Source organism: Variovorax davisae (genome assembly GCF_030316845.1).
In the GTDB taxonomy this organism is placed as follows: domain Bacteria; phylum Pseudomonadota; class Gammaproteobacteria; order Burkholderiales; family Burkholderiaceae_C; genus Variovorax; species Variovorax davisae.
In genome coordinates, this window is the sequence record NZ_JASZYS010000003.1 from 569,605 (window position 1) to 588,732 (window position 19,128).

Sequence of the window (19,128 nt, forward strand, 5' to 3'; positions counted from 1 at the left end):
CGAGCCACGTGATCGTTTGGCAAGTGCCACCGGGCTGCGCGTCGTGGCGGCTTGCTCAAGGTCGTGGTCAGGAGCGCTGAGGTCAGCAGGGGGCTGCGGGTCTGTCGCATCACCTCCCACTTAGGCGCGTGCCGCATTGGGCTCGCGAGTAGGCGCGCCTCGCATACGACCGGCACTGTCCGCCCATTGCGAAGCCAGGGGATCGATGGCAAAGCGCGGTCAGACCGCGACAGAAGCGTCGCAGGCCGGGAAGCGCATTGAACGAAATGCATCTACCGCGTGCAGAGACATCAGTTCCATCCACGTGCGCCGCGGGTCATCATTCGCGGCATGGAAAACGTGTCCGTCATACAAGGAACCGCCATGAGGATAGGTGAAACTCTTCGCTGCATCTCTATCTCTATCTCGCTCACGCTGGCCGCATGCATCGCGGCACCGAACGCTCATGCCCAGGCGGTCGCGCCACAACGGGACAGGGCCGTCCTGAACGAACGCGATCCACTCTCCGACACGAGGATTCCCGACACCGCGTTGGCGCGCGACGCGGCGCAGGCCATCCGACAGGCGGAGGGTGAGCTCTTGTACGAGCACTCGATGCGGGTCTATTACTGGGCCGCCTTGGTCGCAAAGCGCAAGGGGCTGGCCATCGACCCCGAACTTCTCTACGTCGCTGCCATGTTCCACGATTACGGGCTGACGGCCGGCTATGGGGAGAGCCATCTCCGCTTCGAGGTGGATGGCGCCAACGCTGCACGGGAGTTCCTGCGCAGCCACGGCAGGCCTGAGGCGGAAGCCCAGAGAGTCTGGCTTTCGATCGCACTGCATACGACGAATGGCATCTCTCGCCATCTCGATCCCATCGCACAGATTCTGGCTGAGGGTGCCAACATGGACCTCGTCGGGGCAGGCTTTGGCGACTTCACGAGCGCGCAGCGGCGCGCGGTCGAGGCTGCCCACCCGCGTCCGCCATCGTTCGCGGACGACTTCCTGCGCGACGTATACGAAAGCCTGAAGCACCGCCCGGAGACCACGCAGGGCACCGGCCTGGCGGACGTCATTGCGTCCCGGGATCCTGCTTTCCGGCGCAGGGACTTCAGCAGCCTGGTGCGCCAGTCGCCCTGGGCCAGCGGGAAATAGCGGGAGCAGGCGGGAAGGCGGAAGCCTCCCGTCTCACGATCGCGCGCCAGGGCGCGTAGCAGCCGATGCGGGTTGCATTGGGCGCGATCGTGTGCGTCTCCTCGGCCTGACGCGGATCGCGATCCCGGGGTATGGCCGATATGCGGCGATGAAATCGACCGTGGAACGCTCGTGCGCGACTGGGCCAGGGAGCTCGGCCCGCGCTGAATCCGCGTGAACGCGATCGCACCCGGCCCCATCGCCACCGACTTCAGCCGCGAGGTGTACGAAGCCAACCCGCAGTTGCTGATCAAGATCGCCCAGAACACCGCACTCGGAAGGCTGGGGCAGGCGGAGGACATCGGCCCGGTCATCGCATTTCTCTGCTCGGAGGCGGCTGCATGGGTCAACGTACGGCGGCTGGGTGCCAGCGGCGGGCAGATGATCCGACGCACGCGCGTCTGGAGTGACTTTCCGTCGTGCCGGTGACTTGAGCCGCATGCAAGTTGTCCTTGCACAGAGTTCAGTTCCATTCCGTCCCCCGGCAGCTGATGATGACGCCATCGCGGTGCCGCGCAATCCGCATTGGCGAGCTGCAACGGCAAGACGTCCCACTGCCACCATTACCACCCGTCGAGGAAAGTTATGACGCCCAAAGAAGTTTCCGGAGTACGCATCCCCGATAGCCAGCTCGCCCGCGAGCTGACAGAGTTCGTTCGCGACACCGAGAGCGACCTGCTCTACAACCACTCCCTGCGCTGCTACTGCTGGGGCTGCCTCGCAGGGCGTCGCAAAGGGCTGAAGTACGACGCCGAACTGCTCTACGCCGCCTCGATGTTCCACGACATCGGCCTGACGGCTAGGTACGAGAACAGTCAGCTTCGCTTTGAAGTGGACGGCGCGAACGCGGCGGGTGATTTCCTCCGGAGCCATGGCATTTCTGAAACGGACATCGAGGCGGTCTGGAACGCCGTGGCCCTCCACACTACCCCCGGCATCCCGCAGTTCATGCGGGCGGAGATCGCCCTCGTCCAGGCGGCCGCGGGCATGGACGTTGCCGGTCGGGGCTACGACGAGTTCACGGACGCGGAACGCCAGGCGGTCCTTGCCGCTTTTCCACGCGAAGTCGACTTCAAGACCGGAATCATCGATGCCTTCTACGAAGGCATGAAGCACCGCCCCGCCAGCACCGTCGGCACCTTCAATGACGACTTCCTCGCGCACAAGGACCCGCACTTCCAGCGGGTCGATATGTGCACAGTCATCCACGCGTCGAAGTGGCAGGGATGATGCGGTTGCAGCTTCAGGAGCGCCTGCTGGCGTTCTCTTGAGGTGAGGAATGGACCGACTGCAGTCCTTGCCCGTGGCGAGAGAACTGGTCATGGTTCCTGAAGCGCCAAGGCGGGCAGAGCCAGTTCAGCGTGCACCTCGCGGCACAGCCGCGGAGAAGTCGGACATCCGCAATGTGCAGGATCATGTCGTGTCCCAACTGAAGGCCGCCCTGTCAGTGCCCCGGCTCGCCGCGCGCGTGCGCATGAGCCAACGCAATTTCGCGCGCGTGTTCCGCGACGGGACGGGATGACGCCGGAGCGGTTCGTCGAGAAGGCGCGCCGGCTCAAGGACTAGGATGCCCATCGATGCGGCTGGCGACGAAGGTCGGCTACGCGAACGTGGAGGCCTTCCGCCGCACGTTCATTTGGCGGCCCGGGGTGAGTCCACGTGAGGATCGGAAACAGTTTGTGGACTGAGCACAGTCGCCGCGCGCGCAGGTGGGGCAGGCTCGAAGCCGACGAACTGCGCGAACTCGCGCGCACCCTGTCGCGGCATGCGGACCTGGTTCACCGCCGCGGCCGTTTCGGCGAAGCCCATGGACATGCCGCAGGCGGTCAGGTGGTCTGGGGACATGCCCAGGCGGGAAGCGATCACAGGATGGAAGCGTGCGAACGACACCTGCGGGCACGTGGCGATGCCGCGTGCCCCGGCGGCGATCATCACGTTCTGCACGAACAGCCCCACGTCGAGCCAGCTGTGTGCCGTCAGGCGCCGGTCAATGCTGAAGAGCAGGCCGACCGGCGCGCCGAAGAAGTGGAAGTTCTTCTCGGTCTGTCCGGAGCGCGCGTCGGCGTCGTGCCGGTCGATTCCGAGACAGCCATAGTACCGCGTCGCGAAGTCCGCCTGTCGTTCGCCGAATTCCGGGGGCAGCGGATCCGGGAAATGGGGTGACGGGGGCAGGCTTCCTTCCCGGAAGCTCGCTACCAGCGCGTCGCCCAACTCGCGCAGGGCGGCGCCCGCAAGCACGTGCACGCGCCAAGGCTGCGTGTTCGAATTGCTGGGCGCCGTCGCGGCGGCGTCGAGGATCTCGAGCACCGTCTCTGCTGGGAGCGGGTCCGGTCGGTACGCGCGCGTGGACCGGCGTGACTGCAGCACCCGGTCGACACAGCGCGCAATTTCCGCCTGAGTGCAGTTAGCCGTGTCCATGTCAGTCCTCGGAGCGGAACCCGGAAGCCTGCACGATGGGACGCCAGAATTCCCGCTGGGCCTGCAGCTGCTTCGCATACTCGCCGGGCGGAAGGGTCAGCGTCTCCAGGCCGACCTTCTCGAAGGCCGAGCGCAGCGCTGGATCCTTGGCTGCGGCAACGATGGATGCATGCACCGCCTGCACGGTCGACTCGGGGGTCCCGGGTGGCGCGAAGACCCCATAGTTCTCCACCCCGAGAACCTTAGAGTATCCCTGCTCGATGAAGGTGGGTACCGTGGGCAGAAAGGCGGAGCGCTTCTCGCCGGAGACACCCAGGATCCTGAGCTTGCCTTGTTGCAGGTAAGGCAGGAAGTCGGCGACGAACCCGAAGTACGCCGGGATCTGCCCACCGATCAGGTCCTGAATCGCCGGTGCGGATCCGCGATAGCCCACGTGTTGCAGCTTCAGTCCCGCGGTGTCGGAGAGCTGGTATCCGAGGAAATGCGCAAAGGAGCCGGCCGCGGGCGACGCATAGGTGGCGGAGCTCGGCGTGCGACGCACCCATTCGACATACGTCTGCAGGTCATGTACGCTGGCCGGCGTAGCGCTGCTCACGGCAAACGCACAGGTCGCGGCGACCACTGGCGACACCGGCACCAAGTCTGCCGCTGGATCGTACGCGAGCCGTGCATAGACGTGCGGGTAGATCGTGAGCGCGGATGCGTGCGTGCACAGGAGCACACTGCCGTCCGCTCGCTCACGTTTCAACTGGCTGTTGGCGATGCGGCCGGCGGCCCCCGCACGGTTGTCCACGATGTACTGGCGCCCCTGCTTGCGCCAGGCCTCCGTCAGGTGGCGTGCCGTCGTGTCGAGAGTTCCCCCCGGGGGATAGCCGACGACCAGCTTGCCCACGCCCGTCTGGGACAACGCCGGCGGTAGCCAGCCCGCGGCCGGCACGGCCAGGGCGATGCGCGCAAAAGCGCGCCGATTGATTGCGTCCATTCCGCACCTCGCTTCGCTAAATGATTGGTATGACCGAATCATGGTCGGCTGGCGCGCGAGTTGGAACTGAAGTCTTTGCATGGGCAAAGTGCATGCCATTCAACTTGCCCGTTTGCGCCGCTAACCGAGCGCGTCCTCGGCGACACGTGCCATTGCGGCCACCGCTTCGCGCAGCCAGACATGGCCCTCGTCGTGTTCGTCGCGGCGGTGCCAGACCGCCCGAATTGTGGACGTTCCTGCCTGATAAGGGGGTTGCCGTCGCAGCAGGTCGCTGTTCTTCGCCAGTGCCATGGCAAGCGAGGCGGGCACGATGGACAACATCTCGGTCTCGCGCAGCAGGGCGGGGATGGCCAGCGAGTGTGGAACTGTCACGCGCGCGCGCGGGACTTTCTGTGCCGTAAGCAGCGCCTCCTCCAGCGCGTGGCGGTCGAACATCTCGGACTGCCGCGCAAGGCCACGCTCCAGAATGAAGCCGCCCACCGCGCCTTCTTCCTCGCCCCCAACCGAAAGCGTGACCAGCGGGAACTTCGCCATGTCCTGGAGCGTGAGCTTGCGGCGCGAAGCAGGATGCCCATTTCGCATCAGGATCGCTTCGCCCTGCGACATGAGCGTGCGGGAGTTCAGCCGGCCAGGCACCTGCGAGAAGATGCCGATGGCCAGATCGATGCGGCGCAGGTCAATCTGCTCCGCGAGGTCGAGCCGGGTGAAAGGACGGATGACGAGGTCCACGCCCGGTGCCGAGCGCTGCAACTCGCGCGAGAGCGGTGCGACGATGACTGTCGTCAGGTGGTCATTCGCGGCGATGACGAAACGCCGCGTCGACTGTTGCGGAGAGAACGGCTCGACGCCCAGTGTGGCCTCGATCCGCCGCAGCGAGTCGCGCAAGGCAGGGGCCATCGCCGCGGCACGGCCGGTAGGGACCATGCCTTTCCCCGTGCGCATGAAGAGCTCGTCCCCCACCAGTTCACGAAGCCTGGCGAGGGCATGGCTTACCGCTGACTGCGATATGTGCAGCCGCTTGCCTGCGAGGACCAGGTTGCGTTCCTCGTACACGGCATCGAAGACCTTGAGCAGGTTGAGGTCTGTCCGGCCGATGCCCATCTTCGTACTCCAGCTAATGAACGGCATGCATTATGGACTTGCAGAGAGATCAGTTCCATCTCCGGGGAGTCTCGCCCATCATCGCAACCAGCCAACCAGGAGCTCGCACGATGATTACCGAAACACTCATACAAGACCGAGAGGCCTTGATCGACCACTGCATCCCCTTCCTCGAGGAAGTGAAGGACATGACGGCGAGCACCGAGGTCGAACGCTGGCTGAACCGGAAGTACGGGCCGGACAGCGAGCTGTACCAGACGCTCGCGAGCCTCGTGAAGAAGGGTGTGGAAGACGGCTGGGCGGCGAATGTGGAGATCGACGGCCCGCACTACCGTCGCAGCCGCATCGCCGAACCTTCGGACAATACCGTCCACTTCAGCATCACTGCGGTGTACATGGATAGCACGGGGAACGAGCAGGGCCATCCCGACCACCGGTTCCGCGGCCAATACCATGGCCACCCTTACGGCGAATTCAACATGGTTGTGCCCGTCACGCCCGGTGCAGCCTTGAACGGTCCGAACGGCTGGTGCTTCGGCGGGTGGACCGCGCCCTCGCCCGGCAGCCAGCACTATCCCGAAGCGAAGGGAGGCGCCGTCATCGCGCTCTTCTTCCTGCCTTCGGGCCGGATTTCGTATCACGCCGCGCCGCAGGAGTGAGCCATGACCACGAACCCTCGTGAATGGGCCCAGGAGGCCGTCGCGCAATGTGTGGCGAGCGTCGTGCGCTCCCGCCGGGCGGTGCGCGCCTTCAAACAGAAACCGCTCGAACGCAAGCTGTTGGAGGAGATTTTGTCGGACGCGGCCACCGCGCCGAGCGGCGCCAACATCCAACCCTGGCGGGTGTATGTCGTGACCGGAGCGGCCAAGGAGGAATTGGCTGCGGCGCTGGTCGCGGCGTCGCGGTCCGGGACGACTCCCGCGCCCGCACACTTCCCCGAGCCGCTGCCCGAGGTGTTCCGCGCCAGGTTGCAGGACTTCGGCGCTCGGTACTACGCATCCCTGGGTATCGAACGCAGCGACGCGGCGGCACGCACCCGCCAGTCCGAACGGAATTTCTCTTTCTTCGGCGCGCCAGTCGGCCTCCTTTTCAGTGTCGACCGCCGCCTGAAGCCGCACAGCTGGATCGATCTCGGTCTCTTCGCGCAGAACCTGATGATCTCTGCCAAGGCGCGGGGCATCGACACTTGTCCGCAGGTCTCTTTCGCCCCATTCCACGACGTGATCGCCTCGCATGTCGGGATGGCACCTGAGGAAGTGACGGCTTTCGGCATGTCCATGGGCTACGGCGACCCCGATGCACCCGTTAACCAAACGGCGATGTCGCGCGAGCGCGTGCAGGATTTCGCTCGCATGGTCGGCTTTCCCGAATGAACCTAGGAGAACTCACTTGAAGAACACACTGCTCGCCTGCGTCGTGGCGGTCACGATGGGCGCACTTGGCCCCGCTTCCGTCTCGGCCCATGAGACGACCGAGAAGGTCACCCCCGCATTCCGGCAAGCCATCCCCAACATTCCCGGAAAGTCGCTCATCTCAGTCGTCGTGGACTACGCGCCCGGCGCTGCATCGCGTCCGCACGTGCATGCGAAGTCCGCGTTCATCTACGCGTACGTGCTTTCTGGCGCAATCGAATCTCGGATCGACGACGGCCCTGTGCAGGTCCTGCATGCGGGGGAAAGCTTTTATGAGCCCCCGGGCGCAAGACACGTCGTAAGCCGCAACGCGAGCAAGACCGAGCCTGCCAGGTTGCTCGCCGTCTTCGTGCTGGACACCGGGGACACCCCTCTCACTACTCCCACTACCTCAACCGAATCTTCGAGGAACAAGCCATGACCATGCGTCTCGACTACAACCAACTCGCTCCCGCTGGCGCTAAGGCTCTCGGCACCCTCTATGGCTACGTCGCGCAGAGCGGTCTCTCGCCCGCCGTCGTGGACCTCGTCTACTTGCGCGTGTCCCAGATCAACAACTGCGCGTTCTGCCTGGACATGCACACGCGCGACTTGTTGAAGAAGGACTTGCCGATCGAGAAACTCGCGCTACTGCAGGCATGGCGGGAGGCCGGCGATCTCTTTGACCCGCGGGAGCGGGCCGCACTCGCCTGGGCAGAGTCGGTGACTCGCGTCGCCGACACCGCCGTGCCGGATGAAGACTACGAAGCCGCGCGCGACGTCTTCGCCGAGAAGGAATTGGTGGACCTCACCCTGGCAATCGGGCTGATGAACACCTACAACCGTATGGCGATCAGCTTCCGCAACACGCCGCAGGCCGTCCTGAAGAAGTAGACCTTCGGGCTCGATCCGAGCCAATTCACCCGCATTTCTTCGTCGCACCGTTGCCGATCCGGCAATGGTGCCGCCGTGTGGCGGCCAATACTTTGGTGGCCTTTCCCAACGAATCACCGAATACCTGAAATCAAAATGGCAAAAGTCCTCGTCCTGTACCACAGCTTCTACGGCCATATCGAGACCATGGCGGCAGCCGTTGCGCGCGGCGCGCGCAGCGTTCCCGAGACCGTAGTGGACTTGAAGCGGGTGCCCGAAACGGTGCCCCCGGACGTGTTCCGCGGAGCGGGTGGCAAGGCCGACCAGGCCGCCGCGCTCGCGAAGCCCGAAGAACTCGCGAACTACGACGCGATCGTCTTCGGCGCTCCCACCCGCTTCGGCAACGTCAGCGCTCAGATGCGCACCTTCATCGACCAGACTGGACCGCTATGGATGAGTGGTGCACTCGTTGGAAAGGTAGGGTCCGTGTTCACCTCCTCGGCAACCCAGCACGGCGGCCAGGAGAGCACCATCCTCACGTTCCTTCCGACCCTGCTGCACCATGGCATGGTCGTGGTAGGCCTGCCTTATGCGGAGAGGCGCCAGATGGGCATCGACGAGATCAAAGGCGGCAGCCCGTACGGGGCGGCAACTATCGCCGGTGGCCAGGGCGAGCGCATGCCCAGCGAGCAGGAGCTGGGCATGGCGGAGTTCCAGGGCCGTCACGTCGCCACGATCGCGACTAAGCTCCACGGCTGAAGCACGCGCCGATCCTGTCGGAAGGTGCGGGCGGCGATCGGGGAAAAAGACGGTGCGCCGGCGGCATTGCATCCTGGATGCAGTCTCGAAGACTCGAGGCTTGGCTACCGTTCGGTGGGATGCGGAGGGCGCCCCGCAGGCACTGCGCTCCGCGCCATTTGACATCGTGCTGGTCCGCATGCGCACAGCATCGTCGAGGTTGCGAAGCTGCTGCAAAGGCTTCTCTGCAAGGACCGGGAGGACTCCCATCCCGACCCTCAGCCACAAGCTTCACAACGAGAACGCCGCATGAAGGACACGAAGCCCTATACCGAACTCCGCACTCGCTCGCTCACCTCGATCCACTATCGCAACGAGAGCTTGGTCGAGGACAACCTATTGCAACTCAACACCTAGACTAGGGGATTCCCCGTCAATTTGATCAGTAGGCCGAGTCTGCATCGTTGCATGGTGGCGGACGTGCAGCCCATTGAAGGACGTTCGCGGCTAGAGCCCAAGTTCTTCCATCAGAGACGGCCGGTGATGCTCCCAAGGACGTGCGCGCTCGAAAGCACGTGACGCCTTCAGAACAAGCCTGTCATCGAGATGGCGGCCAACAATCTGAAGTCCCACTGGGAGGCCATCGCGGGTAAAGCCCGCAGGTACCGACGCGGCGGGAGGATCAATCCGCATTCGCGCAACGGACACTAGGCCAGGCAAATTCGCGTCCGAGCATGGCCCGCGCATATAGATAATTGTTTCGGGTACGCGTGGGCATGGCGTCCAGATTCACCAAACCGTTTTCGTCGGAGGGAAACGCGAGCGCCCTCCCAGAATGGGACAGGGCTTCGAAGTGCAAGAAAAAGAACGCTCTTGGTGCGGCTTCCGCCGCTGGAGAACGGGATTGGTCCGCCCGAACGGATCGCGGTGATTCATGAAGCGAGGCATGCATCATGCAGCTCCTGCTTTAGCCGTGCAGCGCCGTCCGCACGAATGTCAAAGAAGAGGGATCGTCCGGCGCGTACGATCCAAACGGAGACCAGGGTCTGAGGGGAGTTCCTTGACGAGACGATGAGAGGTGCGATGCAACGGGCTCACCACGCGCGGCGGCCATCTCGCCGATGATCCGCAAAGATCAAGTTGAATGGAACTGAACTCTGTGCTCCATTTAGATTGAACATCATTCATTGCTCATAGAAGCGGTCGTCCAGGAGCAGGTCCTCGAAGAACGCGCCGAATCGACGCTCCGCCGGATCGCGCAAATGGATCTCAAGCACCCACCGCGAGGGTGACGGCGAGAACGCGGCCTGCGCCAGCGAACCTGTGTGAATCGCCGCATGAGGGAAGTCGGACAGACGGTGGCCAGGCAGATCGAAATTCAACTCCCAGCCCATTTGCCTCGCGCGCTGGTCGGCGTATTCGTAGAGACGGGTGCCAGTCCAGTCGTGTCGACGCCACGCTTCGCGGACCTCGTGGAACAGCTCCTCCGCGTTGCGTGCGCAGCGCTCCAGTTGCTCGTCGTGTCCGACCACAAAGGTCGCGCCGCCGTCTCCTTCCCACGCTTCATAGCGAGGAGCGATGTCCACAAAGAAGATGTCGTTCTCTTTCAGGACCACACCGGGCACGGAAGGCTGTTTCATCGCCTTGATGGTGTTAATGCCGAATCGCACGCGCACCGGGTGCCATGTCGCACGCAGACCCAACTTTGCGAGCACGCTCTTCGCGAGTTCCACCGCGTCTTCCTCGAGCATCCCCGGGCGCACTGCTTCAGCAATTTGCTGGATTGCTGTACGGGTGAACTGGCGTGCAGCGAGCATCCCGTCTTCGGAAAATGCGCTTCCAACGCGCTCTGCCTCAAGTATTGATGCGTTCATGGTTTCGTGCCGTGGGTTGAGTTGCCGCGTGGCGTGAGTTGCCGTTGCGGGAATTTTCCGCCACAATCGCCGCGGCCGGTTGGCCCGATCCCGGTGTTTTCCGCCAAACTTGCAGCGACTTCCGCCATGCGCATAGGACTCCTTGCTTTTCCTGGCTTCCAACTGCTGGATGTCTCGGGTCCCGCGGACGTGTTCGCTGAAGCGGCACGGCAGCTGGGTGATCCCGGGGCTTATTCCGTGGAGGTGATCGGCACTGAGCCGGGCATGCTTCGCAGTAGCTGCGGATTACGACTGGCCGTGGATGCCACCGTCTCGACCGTTCGCGGAAAGCTCCACACCCTGCTCGTTGCGGGCAGCCCTGAAGTTGAGGCGCTGCGCTCCGGCCAGGAATTGCATCGTTGGCTGCAAATGCAGTCGCGCTCCGTGCGGCGCCTGGGGTCTGTGTGCACGGGAGCATTTGTTCTCGGGGCCGCCGGACTTCTGGATGGAAGACGAGCGACGACGCACTGGAACGACGTTGCGCAGTTAAGAGCCCAGAACCCTCAAGTGCTTCTGGAGCCTGACGCGATTTACGTGAAAGACGGCAAGCTTTACACGTCCGCGGGCGTGACCGCCGGGTTGGACCTGGCCCTTGCGATGGTCGAGGAAGACCACGGACGCGATCTCGCGCTGCGCGTCGCGCGGGAATTGGTCATGTTTCTCAAGCGCCCAGGCGGGCAAAGCCAGTTCAGCGCCAACCTTGCCGCGCAGACCGCGGAGAAGTCGCAGATTCGAAAAGTACAGGAGCACGTGCTATTGCACCTCAAGGCCGATCTGTCGGTGCCGCGGCTCGCCATGCTTGCCGGGATGAGTGAGCGAAACTTCACCCGCGTGTTCCACGAGGAGACGGGCATGACGCCGGCGCAGTTCGTCGAAAAGGCCAGGATCGATGAGGCGCGGCGCCAGCTGGAGGACTCCGGCGATGCCCTGAAGAGGCTTGCGGCGAACGTCGGGTACGCGAATCTGGATGCGTTCAGTCGTGCCTTCAATCGCCGCATCGGCGTTAGCCCGAGCGAGTACCGAAGGCAGTTCGCCGGGTAGCCAGAAACATCGATTGATGCGCTCTTCGCTCTGCCAGTGCGGCAACGCACGCGTACGCCCCGAGCTCGAGGTCTAGCGAAGGAGGGCGGGTAGGATACAAGTGGAACGTGCGCGATTTCTGAACTCGCGCGCCGCCCACGGACGCGCTGCCGCGCCGGGTCGTCTGATGGACCTACTTGCCGGTTTGCCTGTTTGTTAGCGGCTCCCGTCGCACGGTGGAAGGCATGAGTTTGGCCACGGTCTGGCGAAGCCAGATGTTTGCGGGGTCCCGATGAAATCGCGAATGCCAGTGCTGCTTGATGACATATCGCGGCGAGGGAAACGGGAGGCGGTACACCTTGATGGATTCCCGCCGCTGGGTTAAGAGCGCGTAATGCGTCGGAACCATCGCAAGCAGATCGGTTTCGCTCACGATCTGGGCGACCGCCAGGAAGCTCGGTACCTGGAGCGCGACCTGACGCACGATGCCCTCCGCACGGATCGCGTTCTGTATGACCCCGGTATGCCCCGTACCCTCTGTCAGGACCTCGATATGACGTTCGGCGCTGTACATCTGATCCGTCAAACGCCGTCGTAGCCGCGGATGGGATGCAGCCGCGATGCATCGGAAATCCTGCTCGACCAGGGACTGTTGATAGAAGCCAGCATCAAGCTGAGGCATGTAGCCGACTGCAAGGTCGACGAGCCCTTCCTCCAGCCTGCGCCTGCTTTCACTCCCAATGCGTTCCGCGTCGATCCGCACGCCTGGGGGCGGATGACTGCAGGGTGTTCAGAAGAGCAGGGAGGAGAGAGGTCTCTCCAAGATCAGTCATGCAGATCCGAAAGGCCCGTCGCGAAGTGGAAGGGTCGAAGCCGTTGTTCCCGGTTAGCGTGCCCTCCAGGCTCTCCCTGATTTGACGAAGCACGGGTTGAAGCTCATCCGCCCGAGGCGTTGCCAGCATTCCGCGGGACGTTCGGGTGAACAGAGGGTCGCCGTAGAAACCCCGAAGTCGATTCAGCGCCGTGCTGGCAGCGCCCTGTGTCAAACCTAGTCGTTCGGCGGCCTTCGTCACGCTCGATGCTTTGTACACCTCATCGAAAACGGCGATCCATTCGAGGTCAAGTGCGGCCATTTCAGAGCTCCGAGGTATCAAGAATTTCGATAGATGGTATCCGGGCCGCGTGTTGCCGAAGCCGTTTGCTGCGGACAAGAATCTCTCCGAGACATTCACCTAATCACAACCAGGAGTCACTCCATGCCGCTGCTTGCACATCGATACTTGGCCGCTTCTGTTCTCACTGCTGCGCTTGCCCTGGCCTTCGTAGGGGGTGCAGAAGCTGACACTGGAGGACCATCGTTTCCCTCGAAGCCGGTGACGATCCTCACGACCTTCTCGGCCGGGAGCGGTCCCGACACCATGATGAGGGCGGTCGGTGAACTATTGAGCGCAAAGTGGAAGCAGCCTGTCTTGATAGACAACCGGCCGGGGGGCGCTGGGTTCATTGCGATCAACGCAGCGAAGGCCGCGGCGCCTGATGGCCACACCATCCTGATGCACGATGGAGACGCCATCAGCGCCTTGCCTACGCTGTTCAAGAGCAGAAACTTCCGGATCTTCGACAGTTTTGAGCCAGCAGGGGCCCTCTACAGCACCCCGTTCTTCATCGTGGTGGCGGCAGGTTCCCCTTGGAAGAACGTCGGTGACCTTCTTGCAGCGGCCAAGGCGAAGCCCGATGCGGTGACGTACGGAACCTGGGGCGTTGGTACAACGGCGCATCTCCAGTCAGCGATGCTCGAGACTGCTGCCGGCGTTCACATGCTCCATGTTCCCTATAAGGAGATGGGACAGCTTTACACGGCGGTGAGCACAGGAGAGACGGACTGGGCGCTCGGCGCAATGGCTTCGACTCAATCGGTGTATGAAGGTGGGCGTGTGAAATATCTAGCGATCGCAAGGTCGCGCCGCTTGGCGTCGCTCCCGAATGTCCCAACCTTTGCCGAGGCGGGAGGACCGGCGAATGTCGAGGCCAGCGGATTTGTTGTCTTGCTCACGCCCAAACACGCCAGCCGCAATCAACGAGCGAATCAACCGCGACCTCAGAGCTGCAGTTGACAGTCCGGAGGTGCAAGCGCGCTTCAGTACTTTCAACTTCGAAGCCGTGTCTTGGAGCCCTCAGGAACTGCGTCGCCAGCTAGACGCCAAAGCTGCCGGGTACCAGGGTGTCGTTGCCCGATACAACATCAAGATGGACTGAGAGCGCTGCATGGAAAAGGGAATTACGTCTATTCGCCCCGCGGCCTTTCTGCCGGCCGAACTCTGGAAATGGGACGCGACCGATCTGGCGGCGCACATCAAGAGGCGCACCATTTCTTCGTTGGAGGTCATGGTCGCTTTTCACACGCGCATTGATGAGGTTAACCCAAAGCTGAATGCGATTGTCCAGTCCGACCGCGACGCGGAGATCTCGGCGGCGCTACGGGCCGACGCGGAAATCACTTCTGGTGCCGCGGCGGTCGGATCTCTGCACGGCGTGCCAATTACAATCAAGCTGAACGCTGATGTTGAAGGACAGGCAACCACTAACGGCGTGCCTGCTTACAAGGTGCGCGTGGCACAGCACGACAGTCTGGTCGTCGCCAACTTGAGGCGTGCGGGCGCGATCATTGCAGGGCGAACCAACGTGCCACCATTCTCGCATCGGTGGTTCACGGAGAACCCGATACATGGGCGGACGTTTAATCCTTGGAGTGACGAGGTCACCTCCGGCGGATCCAGTGGGGGTGCGGCGGTGGCTGTGGCCTCAGGTATGGGAGCAGTGGCTCACGGCACGGATATCGCTGGATCGATCCGATATCCTGCTTACGTGAACGGTGTTCTAGGGCTTCGCCCTACGCCAGGGCGCGTGCCCGCGTTGAGCGGCACTGTGCCCACGCGCTTTGCAGGGTTGCAATTGTTTTCGGCCCAAGGGCCGCTCGCGCGAACGTCGCGCGATCTTGAACTTACATTGCGAGCAATGGCCGTGGACGGTCAGGCCGACCCAATCTGGGTCAATACACCCCTGGACTACCCAGACGACGACGCAGCATGTGCCGTGGGGTTGGTCGATGAGATTGAAGGCGTAGCTCTCCCGTCGAAGATCCAGTACGCTTTGAATACCGCCGCTCGTGCCCTGGAAGCCGCAGGGTACAAGGTAGAGCCCGTCAAAGTACCGTCGATGCAGGACGCGTTGGACCTCTGGCTTTCGATCGTGATCACGGAGGAACGGTTTGGAATGTTTGCCGACGTTGATGCAATGGACGACGCCGTTAGTTTGACGTCGATACACGCGATGGCCTCGTGCGCGCCGGATCCGGACCTCCGCACCTACGTGACGGCCCTGGCAAGGCGTGATGCGTTACGTCGTAAGTGGCAAGCCCTCTTCGTTCGGTATCCTCTTCTGCTTATGCCCACATCGTGCCGGCTGCCCATGAAATGGGATGACGATCTTGGAGGAGGGGAGGTGATGAAGAAGTTGCTGGACGAGCAGTCGCCACTGATTTCGGTGGCGGCGCTAAGTCTAGGCGGACTGAATGTGCCTGTGGGACACGGTGACGGCTTGCCGTTAGGCGTTCAAATAGTAGGTGCGCCCTTCCGGGAAATCCTCATGCTGCGTGCGGCAGCTGCGATCGAGCAATCGGTGCCCACGCGAAGGGCCTACGACTAGGTGAAAAGCGCCGGAGATCGAAGTAGAGTGGACGGGATGGCGACGGTCACCCCTGAGAAGAATGACCCCACGCTCGAAAGCGGTCACGAACGCAACCTGGCTTATCACGGGTGCGGATTGAGCCGGGGCCCGAGGGCCTGAGCGGGCTCGAAGTTCAAACACGCACGCCGCCGTCGAAGTCGACGTCCCAGGCATCGGGCGCGTACGGACTACGTTCGAGCTGCACTCCAGCCGCGGAAGTCGTTCCCGCCGCTGGTTTTGGATGGCTACCCGCGCAGAGGTTGTCTAGTAGCGCTCGGTTCCTTTTCGGGACGACGAGACTTGCAATTCGCGTGTGGAACTTCCTTGGTGCCCCAGCTTCTGCTGCTGATAATGGGCCGATTGACAATACGACGATCACCGGAATGACATGAGCAAACGCGATCTGGCCCTTACTGTGCTGGAACTCGAGGAAGGGCAGTTCTATTGGGTTGTGATGGAGGCTGTCGACGCCGATTCTGAAGAGTGTCTTGCCTATGCGCCGGTCGATTCAGCTACCACGGCCGCGCTCGATTACTCGCAGTCACTGATCGAAGGGGCGGCTGCAGTTCGAATTCTGCAAGGCCTGTCCCCCTTCGGAAAGCCGCTTGTTGGCGCGGGCACCTCTGTCGTCTCCGCCAGACGCCCCCTCGGTGTATGAAGGGTTCTACCAAAGGTCGCGCTGTCAATTTAACCGCGCTGCCGCGCGGCGAGGTCCAAAAGAGCAAACGGTCCACACCTCGGAAGGGTCGATCCAGGCCGATGGCACCAAGGTAGAGCTCCTGTGGCAGCTTGCGAGCGCTCTTGATGAGCGCGTTGACGACCGTCCGAGAGTCCATGCCATCCAGCCGGCACGCCAGCGGTGGCGCTTCGCACCCATCATCCTTGCCATATCCGAGGCCGACTAGTGGCTAACGTTTCTGCCTAGTTCACTCATCTTCCTGGAAGGGAGTGACACACACCTCCGCACCTTCCCCGACGGGCTGAATCGCACCAGACCTAGTCATGCGCGTGCCGGCTTTGCCGGCATGCGCCCATCCACATCCGTGAAGCCGTATTCCTCCGCCAGCTCGGCGACGAGGTGGAGTTGCCCGGTCTTCTCCATGATCTGGGGATCGGCGGCGAGACCCGCCACGGCACGTCCCGCGAACTCGGACGACTCCCCACTTTCCATGATCCGCCTGGCCAGCGGCGCGGGCACCCGATCGGGTTGCGCCAGGAACTTCTCGCTCTTGATGAAACCCGGCCAGATCACCACCGATGCGACGTTGAAAGGCTTGAGGTCATGGGCCATGTCCTTGGCCATCTTGTCGACGCCCGCCTTCTGCACGCCGAAGGGCACGTTGAAGGTGTAGCGCACCGCGCCGCCCGACGAGGTGTTGACGATCAGCCCCTGGCGCCGCTCGACCATCCTCGGCGCGGCGCAGCGGCTGGCGATGTAGTGGGAACGCAGACCGACACGCAGCAGTGTCTCCCAGATCTCGTCGTCCAGTTCCCAGAACGGCACGTTGACCGGCATCTGCGCGGGTGCGGCAAACACGTTGTTCACCAGGACGTCGATTCGCCCGCTCTGCTCGTCGTGGACCCGCTCGAAGACGCGCTTGACGCTGTCGTCGTCGGCGTGGTCGCAGGCGATGGGGATGCAGGTCCCGCCGCGCCGTGCGATCTCGCCGACCGTTTCCTGCAGCGAACCGGGCCAGTTCGAGGCGCCCGGTGCAAGGGTGCGGCCGGTCGCGTAGACCAGCGCGCCCGCTTCCCCGAGGGCCAGCGCGACCCCCTTGCCCACGCCCCGGGTTGCGCCTGTGACGACGGCGACTTTTCCTGCGAGCGGCTTGTTCTGACTTTGCATGCTTTCAAACTTCCTTGGCTAAGCGATCTGATTCATTGCTGTCGCGCGCGACGACGAGTCCGGCGCCCATCGATGCCGCTGCGGCTACTGCGGCGCGCCGGCGCCACTTGCCGAACAGCGGCACCACGAAGACTGCGGCGAGCATCACGCATCCGTACAGCACACCGGTGAGTTCCTGCGACACCTTCTCGGCGATGTCGGGCACGAGCGAGAGGAACACCGCAGCCACGAGCGTCCCCGGCCCGGAGTTCGACCCCGCCAGGGCGACGCCGACGAGCAGGCTCAGCGACAGGAACACCGTGAAGCTGTCGGGCGAGACGAAGTTCGTCAGGTTGGTGTTCAGCGCGCCGGCGGCGCCCACGGCGGCCGAGCTGACCGCGAATGCGGCGACCCGCCACTTCCGCACGTCGACACCCACGGCAGTGGCCGCGGTGGGATGGTCCCTGAGCGTAAGCCAGGCCAGCCCCGCGGGCCCGGCCAGCAGCCGGCGCAGCACGCCGTAGATTAGGAAGGTCCAGACCGCCGTCTGCAACAGGTTCCACTGGTCCGCCTGCAGGCCGAGGAAGCCGAACGGCACGACCACCGGATCGAGGCTGAGCCCGCTGACGCCGCCGGTCAGCGGTTCGAGCAGCGGATGCTTCAGCAGTTGAGGTAGCGCCACCGCCAGCGCGAAGGTGGCCAGCGCCAGGTAGGGACCCGACAGGCGCGTTGCGGGCAGCCCGAAGAGAAGCCCGAGCAGTCCGCAGACCACCATGGCGGCCGGCACCGTCGCGTACGCGGGCAGCCATTGGGGCGAGAGCAGCATGCCGGCCGTGTAGGCGCCGACCGCGAAGAAGGCGCCGTGGCCGAGCGATATCTGGCCGCTCGTGCCGATCAGCAACTGAAGGCTGCGCACGGCCAGCGCCAGGATGAGGATGCTCGACAGCTTGAACGCCCAGTACCCCTGGAGCAGCAGCACGGCGGCGATCGCAAGCAGCATCGCCAGCACCAGCGCCGGCGTGCCGTGGAAGAAGCGCGAGAACTCCGTCGCGCCCACGGTGCGGTTATTCGTGTGGTTCTTCGCGAGCTCAGACACGTTGAACCGCCTTTCCGCCCAACAGGCCCTGCGGCCGCACCACGAGCACGGCGAACATCAGCCCGAGCGCGATCGTGAGCTTGAGTTCGTTGCCCGTCACGTAGGCGCCCAGCAGGTTCTCGCCGATGCCGAGCACCAGCCCGCCCAGGATGGCGCCTGGCGGGCTGTCCACACCGCCGACCACCGCTGCGGCAAAGCCGTAGATCATGATGCCGCTCATCATGTGCGGCCCGAGAAAAACGACCGGTGCCGCGAGCATGCCGGCGACGGCCCCGATCGCGCCGGCCACACCCCAGCCGATCATCAGGACCCGGCTGACGTTCACGCCGGACAGCGAGCTAGACAGCGGATTCAACGCCGCTGCCCGCATCGCCAGCCCGAGCCGTGTGAAACGGAAGAACGCGCTCATGGACAGCAGCACCGCCAGCGTGACCACCACGGTCCCGATCGCATGGCCGGACAGCAGCCCACCACCGAACTGCCCCCAGCTGTCGAACGGGCTCTGGAGGCTGTGGCTTTCGTGGCCGAAGATCAGCCCCGCCGCACTCTGGATGATGATCATCAGTGCAACGAACACGGTGACGATCGCGAGCAACGGCGCATCGTGAAGAGGGCGCAGCGCGACACGCTCCACCAGTGCGCCGGTGACGAATCCGAACGCCACGGCCGCAACCGCGGCCACCCAGTACGGCAGCCCCGCGGCGATCAGCATCCATGCGATGTAGGTCGAGAACATCGCCATCTCGCCCTGGGCGAAATTCACATGGTTGGTCGCGCGATAGATCATGACCAGCGCCAGGGCGATCATTGCGTAGATGCACCCGTTCACGAAGCCGGCAGCGACCTGTTGGGTAAATTCAGTCATTCGA

General features: G+C 63.6%; 23 protein-coding genes. 13 read left to right on the forward strand and 10 right to left on the reverse strand.

What is annotated here, in order from left to right; genetic code table 11:
* Nucleotides 1-363: 363 nt before the first annotated feature.
* From QTI33_RS10195 to QTI33_RS10210, 4 genes are all read left to right on the forward strand, one after another.
* Entirely contained in the window at nucleotides 364-1,137 is a 774-nt protein-coding gene (locus tag QTI33_RS10195) for an HD domain-containing protein (protein ID WP_286505705.1), read from the forward strand.
* 213 nt (nucleotides 1,138-1,350) lie between these two features.
* On the forward strand, nucleotides 1,351-1,605 hold the full coding sequence (locus QTI33_RS10200) for an SDR family oxidoreductase (protein ID WP_286505706.1): 255 nt from the start codon (nucleotides 1,351-1,353) through the stop codon (nucleotides 1,603-1,605).
* A gap of 156 nt (nucleotides 1,606-1,761) precedes the next feature.
* Nucleotides 1,762-2,406 carry an HD domain-containing protein gene (locus QTI33_RS10205; protein WP_286505707.1) on the forward strand — a complete coding sequence of 215 codons (645 nt, stop codon included), beginning with the start codon at nucleotides 1,762-1,764 and terminating at the stop codon, nucleotides 2,404-2,406.
* Between the two features lie 49 nt (nucleotides 2,407-2,455).
* On the forward strand, nucleotides 2,456-2,698 hold the full coding sequence (locus tag QTI33_RS10210) for a helix-turn-helix domain-containing protein (RefSeq protein WP_286505709.1): 243 nt from the start codon (nucleotides 2,456-2,458) through the stop codon (nucleotides 2,696-2,698).
* Between the two features lie 110 nt (nucleotides 2,699-2,808).
* Here the strand turns inward: QTI33_RS10210 and QTI33_RS10215 are convergent, their stop codons facing one another.
* From QTI33_RS10215 to QTI33_RS10225, 3 genes are all read right to left on the reverse strand, one after another.
* Complete coding sequence (locus QTI33_RS10215) at nucleotides 2,809-3,594, reverse strand: nitroreductase (protein WP_286505710.1); 786 nt, start codon at nucleotides 3,592-3,594, stop codon at nucleotides 2,809-2,811.
* A 1-nt stretch (nucleotide 3,595) separates the two neighbouring features.
* Complete coding sequence (locus tag QTI33_RS10220) at nucleotides 3,596-4,576, reverse strand: tripartite tricarboxylate transporter substrate-binding protein (protein ID WP_286505711.1); 981 nt, start codon at nucleotides 4,574-4,576, stop codon at nucleotides 3,596-3,598.
* Nucleotides 4,577-4,696: 120 nt separating this feature from the next.
* Nucleotides 4,697-5,677: a LysR family transcriptional regulator gene (locus QTI33_RS10225; RefSeq protein WP_286505712.1), complete on the reverse strand. Its 981-nt coding sequence runs from the start codon at nucleotides 5,675-5,677 to the stop codon at nucleotides 4,697-4,699.
* 110 nt (nucleotides 5,678-5,787) lie between these two features.
* On the opposite strand from QTI33_RS10225, the gene QTI33_RS10230 reads away from it, so the two are divergent.
* From QTI33_RS10230 to wrbA, 5 genes are all read left to right on the forward strand, one after another.
* Nucleotides 5,788-6,336: a 4-hydroxylaminobenzoate lyase gene (locus QTI33_RS10230; RefSeq protein ID WP_286505713.1), complete on the forward strand. Its 549-nt coding sequence runs from the start codon at nucleotides 5,788-5,790 to the stop codon at nucleotides 6,334-6,336.
* A gap of 3 nt (nucleotides 6,337-6,339) precedes the next feature.
* Nucleotides 6,340-7,050: a nitroreductase gene (locus QTI33_RS10235; protein WP_286505714.1), complete on the forward strand. Its 711-nt coding sequence runs from the start codon at nucleotides 6,340-6,342 to the stop codon at nucleotides 7,048-7,050.
* Nucleotides 7,051-7,105: 55 nt separating this feature from the next.
* A complete protein-coding gene (locus QTI33_RS10240; protein ID WP_286505769.1) occupies nucleotides 7,106-7,510 on the forward strand; it encodes a cupin domain-containing protein in 405 nt (134 codons plus the stop codon).
* On the forward strand, nucleotides 7,507-7,962 hold the full coding sequence (locus tag QTI33_RS10245) for a carboxymuconolactone decarboxylase family protein (RefSeq protein ID WP_286505715.1): 456 nt from the start codon (nucleotides 7,507-7,509) through the stop codon (nucleotides 7,960-7,962). The genes QTI33_RS10240 and QTI33_RS10245 overlap by 4 nt, the downstream gene beginning before the upstream one ends.
* Nucleotides 7,963-8,097: 135 nt before the next feature.
* Entirely contained in the window at nucleotides 8,098-8,700 is a 603-nt protein-coding gene (gene wrbA / locus QTI33_RS10250; RefSeq protein ID WP_286505716.1) for an NAD(P)H:quinone oxidoreductase, read from the forward strand.
* A gap of 486 nt (nucleotides 8,701-9,186) precedes the next feature.
* Here wrbA and QTI33_RS10255 read toward each other — a convergent pair whose 3' ends face one another.
* Together QTI33_RS10255 and QTI33_RS10260 are read right to left on the reverse strand one after the other, a co-directional pair.
* Complete coding sequence (locus tag QTI33_RS10255; protein ID WP_353506323.1) at nucleotides 9,187-9,426, reverse strand: amidase family protein; 240 nt, start codon at nucleotides 9,424-9,426, stop codon at nucleotides 9,187-9,189.
* Nucleotides 9,427-9,863: 437 nt separating this feature from the next.
* Nucleotides 9,864-10,553: a M24 family metallopeptidase gene (locus QTI33_RS10260; RefSeq protein WP_286505718.1), complete on the reverse strand. Its 690-nt coding sequence runs from the start codon at nucleotides 10,551-10,553 to the stop codon at nucleotides 9,864-9,866.
* A 126-nt stretch (nucleotides 10,554-10,679) separates the two neighbouring features.
* On the opposite strand from QTI33_RS10260, the gene QTI33_RS10265 reads away from it, so the two are divergent.
* Complete coding sequence (locus QTI33_RS10265; protein ID WP_286505719.1) at nucleotides 10,680-11,633, forward strand: GlxA family transcriptional regulator; 954 nt, start codon at nucleotides 10,680-10,682, stop codon at nucleotides 11,631-11,633.
* Nucleotides 11,634-11,805: 172 nt separating this feature from the next.
* On the opposite strand, the gene QTI33_RS10270 is transcribed toward QTI33_RS10265, so the two are convergent.
* Nucleotides 11,806-12,375 (reverse strand): LysR substrate-binding domain-containing protein, encoded by a 570-nt coding sequence (locus QTI33_RS10270; RefSeq protein ID WP_286505720.1) that lies wholly within the window; start codon nucleotides 12,373-12,375, stop codon nucleotides 11,806-11,808.
* Nucleotides 12,344-12,745, reverse strand: coding sequence for a LysR family transcriptional regulator (locus QTI33_RS10275; protein WP_286505721.1), 402 nt, complete (start codon nucleotides 12,743-12,745; stop codon nucleotides 12,344-12,346). Before QTI33_RS10275 ends, QTI33_RS10270 begins: the two co-directional genes overlap by 32 nt.
* Nucleotides 12,746-12,868: 123 nt before the next feature.
* Here QTI33_RS10275 and QTI33_RS10280 point away from each other — a divergent pair, with 123 nt between their 5' ends.
* From QTI33_RS10280 to QTI33_RS10290, 3 genes are all read left to right on the forward strand, one after another.
* The gene (locus QTI33_RS10280; RefSeq protein ID WP_286505722.1) at nucleotides 12,869-13,726 is read left to right on the forward strand and encodes a Bug family tripartite tricarboxylate transporter substrate binding protein; all 858 of its coding nucleotides are present in this window, start codon (nucleotides 12,869-12,871) and stop codon (nucleotides 13,724-13,726) included.
* 151 nt (nucleotides 13,727-13,877) lie between these two features.
* A complete protein-coding gene (locus QTI33_RS10285; protein WP_286505723.1) occupies nucleotides 13,878-15,317 on the forward strand; it encodes an amidase in 1,440 nt (479 codons plus the stop codon).
* 409 nt (nucleotides 15,318-15,726) lie between these two features.
* Nucleotides 15,727-15,996 (forward strand): hypothetical protein, encoded by a 270-nt coding sequence (locus QTI33_RS10290; protein WP_286505724.1) that lies wholly within the window; start codon nucleotides 15,727-15,729, stop codon nucleotides 15,994-15,996.
* A gap of 342 nt (nucleotides 15,997-16,338) precedes the next feature.
* Here the strand turns inward: QTI33_RS10290 and QTI33_RS10295 are convergent, their stop codons facing one another.
* Genes QTI33_RS10295 through QTI33_RS10305 form a run of 3 tightly spaced genes read right to left on the reverse strand, consistent with a single transcriptional unit; the run spans nucleotide 16,339 to nucleotide 19,124 of the window.
* Complete coding sequence (locus tag QTI33_RS10295; protein ID WP_286505725.1) at nucleotides 16,339-17,184, reverse strand: SDR family NAD(P)-dependent oxidoreductase; 846 nt, start codon at nucleotides 17,182-17,184, stop codon at nucleotides 16,339-16,341.
* A gap of 4 nt (nucleotides 17,185-17,188) precedes the next feature.
* Nucleotides 17,189-18,259, reverse strand: a complete 1,071-nt coding sequence (locus QTI33_RS10300; RefSeq protein WP_286505727.1) for a branched-chain amino acid ABC transporter permease — start codon at nucleotides 18,257-18,259, stop codon at nucleotides 17,189-17,191.
* On the reverse strand, nucleotides 18,252-19,124 hold the full coding sequence (locus tag QTI33_RS10305) for a branched-chain amino acid ABC transporter permease (protein WP_286505728.1): 873 nt from the start codon (nucleotides 19,122-19,124) through the stop codon (nucleotides 18,252-18,254). Before QTI33_RS10305 ends, QTI33_RS10300 begins: the two co-directional genes overlap by 8 nt.
* Nucleotides 19,125-19,128: the final 4 nt, after the last annotated feature.